This window comes from Nesterenkonia halotolerans (genome assembly GCF_014874065.1).
Taxonomy (GTDB): domain Bacteria; phylum Actinomycetota; class Actinomycetes; order Actinomycetales; family Micrococcaceae; genus Nesterenkonia; species Nesterenkonia halotolerans.
Genome location: NZ_JADBEE010000001.1, coordinates 1230210 through 1241834, shown reverse-complemented (window position 1 = coordinate 1241834; position 11625 = coordinate 1230210). Strand labels below are relative to the sequence as shown.

The window sequence follows — 11625 nt, the reverse complement described above, 5'->3', positions numbered from 1 at the left end:
TGAACGCATGAGTGCGCAGAATGTGGAGCGAGTGGAGGGCGGATACGCAGCCCTGCGGCCGGGCTACACCCAGGCCGACGAGGCCCGCTGGGTGCCCGAGCATGGGAAGTCGGTCTACCGGTCAAGCTTCGAACGCGACCGCGCCAGGCTTCTTCACTCCTCCGCGCTGCGCCGGCTCGGGGCCAAGACCCAGGTGGTCTCCCCGGACATCGATGACTTCTCCCGCACCCGGCTGACCCATTCACTGGAGGTCGCCCAGGTGGGCCGGGACTTCGGCCGGCTGCTGGGCTGCGATCCCGACGTCGTCGACGCCGCCTGCCTCTCCCACGACCTCGGGCACCCGCCCTTCGGCCACCACGGGGAGACCGTGCTGAACGCACTGGCCGCGGAGCATGGCGGATTCGAGGGCAACGCGCAGACGCTGCGGCTGCTGACCCGGCTGGAGACCAAGCGGTTCCACCCCGACGGGCGTTCGGCCGGGCTGAACTTGACCCGCGCGTCGCTCGACGCTGCGGTCAAGTACCCCTGGCAGACCCACGAGGCCCCGGTGCTGCCCGATGGCAGCCGCAGCCCGAAGTTCGGGGCCTACGCCGACGACCTCGAGGTGTTCGACTGGATCCGCGAGGGCGTGCAGGGTCGGCGCAAATCCATGGAGGCCCAGGTGATGGACGCCGCCGATGACATCGCCTATTCGGTGCATGACATCGAGGACGGCGTGGTCAACGGTCGCTTCCAGCTGAAGTTCCTCACCGACCCGCTGCAGCGACGCCGCGTGGTGCAGACCACCCACGACTGGTACCTGCCCGAGACCGACCCGGAGCGGATCGAGGCCGCGCTGGCGCGCCTGGCCTCCGCGGAGTCCTGGGTGGGGGAGTCCGACGGCTCGCGCAAGGCGCTGGCGGCGCTGAAGAACATGACCAGCGAGCTGATCGGCCGGTTCTCCCACGCGATCTTCACCGCCACCCGAGAGGCCTACGGCGACCGACCGCTGGTGCGTCACGAGGCGGACCTCGTGGTGCCGCGCGAGACGCTCGAGGAGATCTCGCTGATGAAGGGCATCGCGGCGAACTACATCATGGCCTCACGCGAGCAGAAGCCCGTCTACGCCCGGCAGAGCGAGGTCATCGAGGGCCTGCACGCGCTGCTCACCGAGACCGGGGACCAGTTCCTGGAGCCGCCGTTCCAGGCGGACTTCCATGACGCCGCCGATGAGTCCGGACGCCAGCGCGCGATCATCGACCAGATCGCCTCGCTCACCGACGGCGCGGCGCTGGAGTGGTACGCCACCCTGGTCAACGGCCGCCCAGTCTTCAACCGCCTCTTCGCGTAGCTCCTCCCTCTCACGTTGAGGGGCGGAATCTCCGTGTATCTCATGCGGAAGCAGGGCCCTGATGGTCGGAGAATCCGCCGCTCAGCGCAGGGTAGGAGGGGCTACTTGCTGATGTCCCCGACGACGACGTCGAAGGCCGCGAACAGCTCAGCAGCGTCCACGAACAGGTTCAGATCCGGTTCACCGGCGCCCATCGCGATCCTGCCCGAGATGGAGTCATCCGCGTAGATCGGCCACTGTTCACCGGAGGCGGTGCGGGCACCGAACGGGGTGATCGTGCCCGGGTGGTACCCGGTGGCCTCCACCGCCTCCTCGGGCGCGGTCATCGACATCTTCTTCATCCCCGCGAGCCGACGCAGCTTGGCCCAGTCCACCTGCTTGTCCCCGGGGATCAGCGCCACCGCATAGCTGTGCTCGTTGGCGGACTGGGTGAGCTTCGCCTTGGCAACCAGGGTCTTGACGATCTCCCGCGGCTCGACGCCGAGGTTCTGCGCCGCCTCCTCCAGCGAGGACGCCGGTCCGCGCTGGACGAACTCGAGGGTCACCGCCCGGGCATCGGCATCTGCCTGCACGCGCTCACGTCCGGAAAGTTCACTCATGCTCCCCAGCCTAGCGAGACTTCGACATCCCCACGGGCGCACTCCACGGGCGGACTCCACAGGCCCGACACCGACCGGTCATGATTTGGCCGCGCCGAGTAGATTAGGACTATGGCCGGACTGATCAAACGCGAGGATATCGACGCTGTGCGCGAGCGTGCGGACCTCCGCGAGGTCGTCGAACAGTACGTCACGCTCAAGGGCGCCGGAATCGGCTCGTGGAAGGGCCTGTGCCCGTTCCACGACGAGCGCTCACCGAGCTTCCACATCCGCCCCCAGGTCGGCACCTTCCACTGCTTCGGCTGTGGAGAGTCCGGCGACGTGATCGCGTTTCTCATGGGCATGGAGCACACCAGCTTCCAGGAGACCGTGGAGAAGCTCGCCGGCAGGCTCGGGATCGAGCTGCGCTACGAGGACGGCGGCAAGGGTCCTGACAAGGCCGAGATCGGACGCCGCCAGCGGCTCCTCGACGCCCATAAGATCGCCGATGAGTTCTTCCAGCAGGCCCTGCAGAGCCCGGAGGCGCAGATCGCGCGCCAGATGCTCACCGGTCGGGGATTCACCCGCGAGCACGCCGCCCAGTTCTCCGTGGGGTACGCCCCCAAGGGCTGGGACAACCTGCTCAAGCACCTGCGCTCCAAGGGCTTCTCCGAGGAGGAGCTCACCGAGACCGGAATGTTCTCGTCTGGCAGCCGCGGGATCTATGACCGTTTCCGAGGTCGGCTCATGTGGCCGATCCGCGACATGACCGGCAACACCGTCGGCTTCGGCGGCCGGCACCTCTACGAGGAGGACAAGGGCCCCAAGTACCTGAACTCCCCGGAGACCGCCATCTACAAGAAGTCCCAGGTGCTCTACGGAATCGAGCACGCCAAGCGCCACGTCGCCAAGCAGCGCCAGCTCGTCGTGGTGGAGGGCTATACCGATGTCATGGCCTGTCACGTGGCCGGGGTCGAGACCGCGGTGGCCACCTGCGGCACGGCCTTCGGCGAGGGCCATATCCGGATCGCCCGCCGACTGATCTCCGACGAGGGCGGCGCGGGAGAGGTCATCTTCACCTTCGACGGCGATCAGGCCGGTCAGCAGGCCGCGCTGAAGGCCTTCAAGGAGGACCACATGTTCCTCGCCAAGACCTTCATCGCCGTGGGCCCTGAAGGAATGGACCCCTGTGACATCCGCCAGCACCGCGGGGACGAGGCAGTCAAGGAACTGGTCAACTCCAAGACCCCGCTCTTCGAGTTCGCCATCCGCGCGAAGCTGCGCGAGTTCGACCTGAACACCATCGAAGGAAGGGTGGGCGCCCTGCGCGCCACCGCCCCGATCGTGGGCGGGATCAAGGACCCTGCACTGCGTCCCGCCTACACCCGCGAGCTTGCCGGCTGGCTGGGAGCTGAGATGGACGACGTCGCCCGCGCCGTCACCTATGCGCAGAAGCACCAGCCCTCACCCCAGCAGGAGGCGGAGAAGACCTCCGCGGCCAACCAGCCCAGCGGCCAGCGGCGCGAGTCTCCTGCCGCAGATCCGCGCGGTGGACGCGGGTTCACCCGACCGGACACGCGCGACCCCGCGGTGCTCATGGAACGCCAGGCGCTGGAGGTCATCCTCCAGCATCCGACGCACCTGACGGCCGAGCAGTGGGAAGAGATCTTCACGGTCCGCTTCACCGCCCCGGCGCATCAGGCCATCCACGACGGCGTGCGCATCGCCGCTGCCTCAGCCTCGGATCCGCGCAACTGGGTCAACGCGGTGCGCGATGAAGTGCCCGAGCCGATCAAATCCTTCGTCTCCGAACTCGCGGTCACGGCGCTTCCCACCAACTCCGACGAGCACCTCGAGAAGTACTGCCAGTCCATCCTCAACCGGCTGGTGGAGCTGAAGATCACCCACCAGAAGGCCAATCTGCTGGGCAGGCTCCAACGGATGGATCCGGCACGCAGCCCGGAGGAGCATCAGGCGCTCAACCGTGAGCTGATGGAGCTTGAGCAGCGGCGTCGTGCGCTGCGCGAAGCCGAGTGGGCCTGATCTCGACCAGCCGCGCGGGAGCCGCAGGCGTTTCCCAGGTGGACAATATTGCACCCAGCTTCGGGCCTGACCCGGAGCTTGATAACGTGTTGCCTCGAACACAGTGAGCGCGCCACCTGAGTGCGCTCCTGGTGCCCGACAGGTCCACCAGACGTGACGATGGGGTCACGTGAAGCATCCGAGAAGGAGATTCACATGACCCAGGAACACCCGATTCCGGCGAGCTCACCGGCCACCGGCAGCATCACTCGCGTCCAGGCCACCCATGAGGTGCCCGAGGCCATGCGCCGTGATGTGAGCCTGCTCGGCGGACTGCTGGGCCAGGTGCTCGAGGAGTACGGCTCCGTAGGACTGCTCGCCGACGTCGAGGCGCTGCGCGAACTCACCATCGCGGCCCTGGAGGACCCCAGCGGAGAGACCCTCGAACGAGCCGAAGAGCTGGTCGCCTCCTTCTCAGCAGAGCGCGCCAAAGAGGTCGCCCGCGCCTTCACCTCCTACTTCCTGCTGGCCAACCTCGCCGAGGAGCAGCACCGCGTGCGCACCCTGCGCATCCGCGACGGCGAGCTTCCCCTCGCCGAGCAGGCCCCCACCGATTCGGTGGCCGCGGCCTTCACTCACCTCGCTGACGAGGTCGGCGAGCGCGAGGCCGAGCGTCGGCTCAAGGAGCTGCGCTTCCACCCGGTGCTCACCGCGCACCCCACCGAGGCCCGCCGGAATGCGATCACCGCGTCGGTGCGTCGCATCGGCGCCCTGCTCGACGCGCGCGACGACGCCCGGGTGGGCCCCACCGCGCTGGCGAAGAACCGCCGCGAGATCCTCGAAGAGATCGACAACATGTGGCGCACCGCCCAGCTGCGCGTCTCCAGCCCCTCCCCGCTGGATGAGGTGCGCACCGCCCTGGGAGTCTTCGACTCCTCCTTCTCCTCCGTCTTCACCCAGGCCTACCGCCGCATGGATGACTGGCTGCAGGGCGAGGCCTCCGGCGCCGAGGCCCCCAAGGCTCCGGCCTTCATCCGGCTGGGCTCCTGGATCGCCGGTGACCGGGACGGGAACCCCAACGTCACCGCCACCATCACGCGCAAGGCTGTGGCGCAGGCCGCCGACCGCGTGCTCGCGGATCACGAGAACCGGGCCCGCCGCACCGGCATGTCGCTGACCCTGGATGATCGCTACACCCCGGCGAGCCGGGGGCTCGAGACGCTCTGGAACCGGCAGCGCCAGCTCTCCGAGGAGCTCGCCGAGCAGGCTTCCCAGCACTCACCCGGAGAGCCGCACCGGCAGGTCCTGCTCGCCATCACCGGACGCATCCAGGCCACCCGCGAGCGCAACGCCGATCTGGCCTATGCGGTGCCCGAAGAGCTCATCGCTGACCTGCGGGTCGTGCAGGACTCCCTCGTCGAGGCTGGCGCCAAGCGCGCGGCCTACGGTGACCTGCAGGAGCTCATCTGGCAGGTGCAGACCTTCGGCTTCCACCTGGCCGAGCTGGAGGTCCGCCAGCACTCCAAGGTGCATGCGCAGACCCTCGCCTGGCTCGAGGACCCCGCCTCAGTGGAGAAGATGGCCGTCCCGGGAGAAGAGGTGCTGGAGACCTTCCGCGCCATCGCCTCGGTCCAGCAGCGCTACGGCGTGGATGCCGCGCGACGCTACATCGTCTCCTTCACCCAGTCCGCGCAGAACCTCGCCGATGTTTACACCCTGGCGGAGAAGGCCATGGGCGGCGCCGAGAACGCCCCCGTGCTCGACGTGATCCCGCTGTTCGAGACCTACGAGGACCTGCGCAATGCGCCGGAGATCCTCGAAGAGATGCTGCACAACCCGGCAGTGCAGGCCCGGCTGGAAGAGACCGGCCGCCGCATGGAGATCATGCTGGGCTATTCCGATTCGGCCAAGGACGTCGGCCCGGTCTCGGCCACACTGGCGCTGTACGAGGCACAGGAGAAGATCGCCGATTGGGCGAACAAGCACGAGATCACGCTGACCCAGTTCCACGGTCGCGGCGGCGCACTGGGCCGCGGCGGCGGACCGGCGAACCGGGCCATCCTCGCGCAGCCGCCGCATTCGGTGGACCTGCGCTTCAAGGTCACCGAGCAGGGCGAGGTCATCTCCGCTCGCTACGGCAACCCGGAGATCGCCCTGCGCCACATCGAGCAGGTCGCGGCCGCCACCCTGATGGCCTCGGCGCCCTCGACCGAGCGGCGCAACGCCGAGGCCGCGCAGCGCTACGCCGGTCTGGCCGAGAAGATGGACGCCGTCTCCCGGGAACGCTTCCACGGCCTGGTCAACGCCGAGGGCTTCGCGCCCTGGTTCGCCGAGGTCACCCCGCAGGATGAAGTCGGCCTTCTCGCCATCGGCTCCCGCCCCGCCAAGCGCGGCCTCTCGGTGGAGTCCCTGGAAGACCTGCGGGCCATCCCGTGGAACTTCGCCTGGGGCCAGGCACGGATCAACCTCACCGGCTGGTACGGACTGGGCAGCGCCCTGGAATCGATCAACGATCCCGAGCTGCTGCGCCAGGCCTATGCCGAATGGCCGCTGTTCCGCGCGCTGATCGACAACATCGAGATGTCGCTGGCCAAGACGGACCGCCGCATCGCCCAGCGCTACCTCGACCTCGGGGGCCGCGAGGACCTCACGGAGGTGGTCCTGGAGGAGTTCGACCTGACCTCCAAGTGGGTGCTGACCATCACCGAGCAGCAGCGGCTGCTCGAGAAGCACCAGGTGCTCGGCCGCGCCGTGCAGCTGCGCAACCCCTACGTCGATGCGCTTTCGCTGATCCAGCTGCGTGCCCTGCGCGTGCTGCGCTCCGGCACGCTCACCGACGAGCAGATCGATGATCCGCGGAACCTCCTGCTGATCACGCTCAAGGGCGTGGCAGCAGGCCTGCAGAACACCGGCTGATCCGCCCTCCCTTCCCACGTTTTACCCCCCCCGTTGCGTGGTCTACCGGGCAGACCGTTGCCCCGGTAGACCACGCAAGCCCAGGTAAAACGCGGGTGGCTAGGATTGGGGATATGACTCTCCCTTCGGCGAAGCCCCTGATCGACCCGCACCGCGACCCGGCCGAGGCCGATCCGCACCTGTGGCTCGAGGACGTCAGCGGAGATCGCGCCCTGGAGTGGGTGCGTGAGCGCAACGCCCGTGCCGAGGAGCGCATCCAGGACGCTGAGTTCGCTCCGCTGCGCACCCAGCTGCGCGACATCCTCGACGCCTCCGACCGCATCCCCGGGGTGAACAAGCGCGGCGACCATCTCTATAACTTCTGGACCGACGCAGAACACCCGCAGGGGCTGTGGCGACGCACCACCGAGGCTTCCTACCGCACCGAGACCCCGGAGTGGGAGATCCTGCTCGATCTCGATGCGCTCAGCGCCGAGGAGGGTGTCACCTGGGTCTGGCACGGCGCCGAGGTGCTGCGCCCGCACAGCAGCGCCCAAGACAGCAACGACGACGCCCCGTGGCGCCACACGCTGATCTCGCTGTCCCCGGGCGGCTCCGATGCTGATGTCACCCGGGAGTTCGACCTGGTCACCAAGAGCTTCGTCCCCGAGGCCGACGGCGGCTTCCACCTTCCCCAGGGCAAGGGCGGGTTGAGCTGGATCGACCGAGACACCGTGTACATGACCCATGACGCCGGACCCGACGCCGTCACCACGTCCGGCTATCCCCGCGTGGCGCGACGCTGGCATCGCGGCACGCCGCTGACCGAAGCGCGCGCGGTCCTCAGCGTGGAGCCCGACGAGATGACCGCCGTCGTCGGCTATGACAGCACTCCCGGCTTTGAACGCCACTTCGGTCTCAGGCTGCTGGGCTTCTACGACCGCGAGACCTACCTGTTGGATCCTGCGGCAGAGGATGCGCTGACCCGGATCGAGGTGCCCACCGACGTCTCCGTGGGCTTCCACCGGGACCTGATCGTGCTGCGCCCGCGCACCGACTTCAGCCACCACGGCGTGGACTACCGCGGGGGAAGCCTGATCGTCGGCGACGCCGAGGCGTTCATCGCCGGAGAGCCGAAGCTGACCGTGCTCTTCGAACCCACCGAGTCCGCTGCGCTGCTCAACGTCGCGGTGACCCGAGACATGTTCGTGCTGACCATCCTGCAGGACGTGATCCACCGAGTGCAGGCCCATTGGCGCGAGGGTGGCCAGTGGCAGGAGTCCGTGGCGTTCGAGGATCTCGGAGGATCGCTCAGTGTGGGGGCTGTGGATGCGGAGGACTCCGACGAGGTGTGGGTGACCAGCAACGACTGGGTCACTCCCACCAGCCTCTACCGCGGAGACCTGGGCGCGCTGCGCGCGGGTGAGCAGCCAAGTCTTGAACTGCTGAAGCAGGCGCCCGAGCGATTCGAGGCCGACGGGCTCGCCTCGGTGCAGGCCTTCGCCACCAGCGCAGACGGCACGCGGATCCCGTACTTTCTGATCGGCCGCGCCGAGGCGGTGCAGGCTGCCGAGACCGCTGAGCAGGACCAGGTGCCCGGCGCCACCCAGATCGCCGGCCCCGAGCCGCACCCGACCATCCTCTATGGCTATGGCGGATTCCAGATCTCGCAGACCCCGAGCTACCTGGGCCTGGCCGGCAAGGCCTGGTTGGAGGCCGGGGGAGTCTTCGCCGTGGCGAACATCCGCGGAGGCGGCGAGTACGGGCCCGGCTGGCATCAGGCTGCCCTGAAGGAGAACCGCAACCGAGCGAACGAGGACTTCGCCGCCGTGGCAAGGGACCTGGTCGCCACCGGCGTCACCACCGTGGAGAAGCTCGCCTGCCGGGGCGGCTCCAACGGTGGTCTGCTCACCGGAAACATGCTCACCCAGTACCCGGAGCTGTTCGGCGCCGTCGTCATCCAGGTGCCGCTGCTGGATATGCGCCGGTTCGCCCAGCTGCTCGCGGGAGCGTCCTGGCGCGCCGAGTACGGGGACCCGGAGACCGCGGACTGGGAGTACATGGCGGACTTCTCGCCCTACCACCTGCTCGCCGAGGGTGTGGAGTACCCGCCGGTGCTGCTGACCACCTCCACCCGGGATGACCGAGTCCACCCGGGGCACGCCCGGAAGATGACGGCAGCCCTGGAGACCCTCGGCGCCGACGTCACCTACTGGGAGAACATCGAAGGCGGGCACGGCGGGGCGGCGAACCCGGAGCAGCAGGCCACCATGAATGCGCTGATCTACCGCTGGCTCTGGCAGCAGCTCGGCTGAGCACGGCGCCGTCGGCGCGGAGCTGCACGGGGCCCAGAGGGCTTCCCCCACGGGGTCCGCGGACTAGACTGGACCCCAATCATGAAACGAATCTCAGGGGGGATTGCTGCACATGAGCGTGCCGGCCATTGAAACGCGCGGACTGGTCAAACGGTTCGGCAACACCGCCGCCGTCGACGAGATCGACCTGCACATTCCACAGGGCGGCATCTATGGGGTGCTGGGTCCCAACGGAGCCGGCAAGACCACCGCGATCAGAATGCTCGCCACCTTGCTGCGCCCAGATGCAGGCGAGGCGAGGGTGCTCGGACATGACGTGTTCACCGAGCCCAAGGCCATCCGCGAGAAGATCGCGCTGACCGGACAGTTCGCCTCACTGGATGAGGATCTCACCGGCATCGAGAACCTGATGCTGCTGGGACGCCTGCTGGGCTACAGCTCCCGGGACGCGAAGGTCCGCGGCATGACGCTGCTGGACGCCTTCGGCCTCACCGAGGCCGCCACCCGCCAGGTCAAGAAGTACTCCGGGGGCATGCGGCGACGCCTGGACATCGCCGGATCGCTGATCGTCACCCCGCAGCTCATGTTCCTGGATGAGCCCACCACTGGAATCGATCCGCGAAGCCGCAACCAGGTCTGGGACATCATCCGCACCCTGGTGGCCGGCGGCACCACGATCCTGCTCACCACCCAGCACCTGGAGGAAGCCGACCAGCTCGCGGACCGGATCGCGGTGATCGACACCGGCAAGGTCATCGCCGAAGGCACCCCCGGTCAGCTCAAGGCCCAGGTGGGCACCGGGGCGCTCAAGGTACGAGTCGCGGATCCAGCCCGCCGCGAAGAGGCGGCCGAGATCCTGGGCCGCACCCTGATGACCGAGGTCATCCGCGAATCAGACTCCGCCGCGCTGACCGTGCGGCTCGAGGACGAATCCCGTGCGGCCTCCGCGCTCATCGCCCTGCAGGACTCCGGCCTGGCCGTGGAGACCTTCGCGCTGGGTCAGCCCAGCTTGGACGAGGTGTTCCTCGCCCTGACCGGCCATAAGACAGTTCACGAGGCGACCGAGGGCGAGGCCCCGGCGGCACAGGAGGAGGCGGCGTGACCACCACGGCGCAGGACCAGAGCCAGAAGATCAGAAACGTGCTCGTCCCGGCAGAGGAACGGCCCGCCCCATCAGGCGCGGTCAGCGCCTCGCTGACCTACGGCTGGCGAGCACTGCTGAAGATCAAACACATCCCCGAACAGCTCTTCGACGTCACGGTCTTCCCGATCATGATGACCGTGATGTTCACCTACATCTTCGGCGGCGCGATCGCCGGTTCCGTGGACGGCTACGTGCAGTGGCTGATACCCGGAATCTTCGTGCAGACGATGATCATGATCACCATGTACACCGGCATCACGCTCAACCGCGACATCTCCAAGGGCGTCTTCGACCGCTTCCGCTCGCTGCCCACCTGGCGTCCGGCTCAGCTGGTCGGCGCGCTGCTCGGGGATCAGGTCCGCTATATCCTCGCGGGCACCATCATCCTGCTCGTGGGCTTCGTGATGGGGTTCCGCCCCGAGGGCGGTCTCACCGGGGTGCTGATGGCCTTCGTGCTGCTGCTGCTCTTCAGCTTCAGCCTGTCCTGGATCTGGACCGTGATCTCGCTGCTGGTGCGCACCGAGCAGGCAGCCATGGGCATCTCGATGTTCATCATGATGCCGCTGACCTTCGCGTCCAACATCTTCGTGGACCCGGAGACCATGCCCAGCTGGCTGCAGGGCGCCGTCGAGGTCAACCCTGTCTCCGTGGTCGTGACCGCCATTCGCGAGCTCATGGCAGGAATGGGTGACTTCGGCAGCGTGACCCTGGTGCTCGTCTACTGCGCGGTGCTGGTGGGCGTCTTCGGCCCGGTGTCGATGTACTTCTACAACCGCAAGAGCTAGCGGGTGGCTGCCCGCGGCTGATCACTGCGCGCCGCGAGCCACCCGCGGCCCACCGTCAGCGGGGCGGTTCGCTCAGGAGATGAAGCGGATGGTCAGCGGGTAGCGGTACGGGCGGCGCTGGTAGGCGGCGACGGCGGCAAGGATGCTGAACACCACGGAGAGCAGCCAGATGATCGGCAGAATCACGAAACCGATCAGGATCACCGTGGTGACCGTGCCGATCACATAGCCGATGAACAGCGTGATCTGGAAGTTCAGCGCCTCCTTCCCGTGATCATCGAGCATCCGGCTGCGTTCGCGGAAGACCAGCCACAGCACCAGCGGCACGAGCCAGGAGAGGAAGACGCCGCCGAGGTGCATCCCCACACCCCAGCCCTGCTCCTCACCGGCGCTCAGCGGCACAGCCCGCGGCGCCTCGGGCTGCTGCCACTGGCCTTGGGACTCGGGTGGGATCTGGCTCATGGTGTCCTCCAAGACGTCAGCACAGCCTGGTTGCTGTCCTCGAGCCGACCCAGAGGGGTGGACTCACCCTCAAGCGTAGTCTCGGTGACCCAGG

General features: G+C 67.9%; 8 protein-coding genes. 6 read left to right on the top strand and 2 right to left on the bottom strand.

Going from position 1 to position 11625, the window contains the following annotated elements; translation table 11 throughout:
- The first annotated feature begins 7 nt into the window (after positions 1–7).
- Positions 8–1330, top strand: coding sequence for a deoxyguanosinetriphosphate triphosphohydrolase (locus tag H4W26_RS05635; protein ID WP_192591131.1), 1323 nt, complete (start codon positions 8–10; stop codon positions 1328–1330).
- A gap of 101 nt (positions 1331–1431) precedes the next feature.
- On the opposite strand, the gene H4W26_RS05630 is transcribed toward H4W26_RS05635, so the two are convergent.
- Entirely contained in the window at positions 1432–1929 is a 498-nt protein-coding gene (locus tag H4W26_RS05630; RefSeq protein ID WP_192591130.1) for an aminoacyl-tRNA deacylase, read from the bottom strand.
- A 111-nt stretch (positions 1930–2040) separates the two neighbouring features.
- On the opposite strand from H4W26_RS05630, the gene dnaG reads away from it, so the two are divergent.
- From dnaG to H4W26_RS05605, 5 genes are all read left to right on the top strand, one after another.
- Positions 2041–3951, top strand: coding sequence for a DNA primase (gene dnaG / locus H4W26_RS05625; protein ID WP_192591129.1), 1911 nt, complete (start codon positions 2041–2043; stop codon positions 3949–3951).
- Between the two features lie 195 nt (positions 3952–4146).
- The gene (locus tag H4W26_RS05620) at positions 4147–6846 is read left to right on the top strand and encodes a phosphoenolpyruvate carboxylase (RefSeq protein WP_192591128.1); all 2700 of its coding nucleotides are present in this window, start codon (positions 4147–4149) and stop codon (positions 6844–6846) included.
- Between the two features lie 113 nt (positions 6847–6959).
- The gene (locus H4W26_RS05615) at positions 6960–9140 is read left to right on the top strand and encodes a prolyl oligopeptidase family serine peptidase (protein ID WP_192591127.1); all 2181 of its coding nucleotides are present in this window, start codon (positions 6960–6962) and stop codon (positions 9138–9140) included.
- A gap of 112 nt (positions 9141–9252) precedes the next feature.
- Positions 9253–10242, top strand: a complete 990-nt coding sequence (locus H4W26_RS05610) for an ATP-binding cassette domain-containing protein (protein ID WP_192591126.1) — start codon at positions 9253–9255, stop codon at positions 10240–10242.
- Positions 10239–11069: an ABC transporter permease gene (locus H4W26_RS05605; protein ID WP_192591125.1), complete on the top strand. Its 831-nt coding sequence runs from the start codon at positions 10239–10241 to the stop codon at positions 11067–11069. Before H4W26_RS05610 ends, H4W26_RS05605 begins: the two co-directional genes overlap by 4 nt.
- A 72-nt stretch (positions 11070–11141) precedes the next feature.
- Here H4W26_RS05605 and H4W26_RS05600 read toward each other — a convergent pair whose 3' ends face one another.
- Positions 11142–11531: a DUF4870 domain-containing protein gene (locus H4W26_RS05600; RefSeq protein ID WP_192591124.1), complete on the bottom strand. Its 390-nt coding sequence runs from the start codon at positions 11529–11531 to the stop codon at positions 11142–11144.
- Positions 11532–11625: the final 94 nt, after the last annotated feature.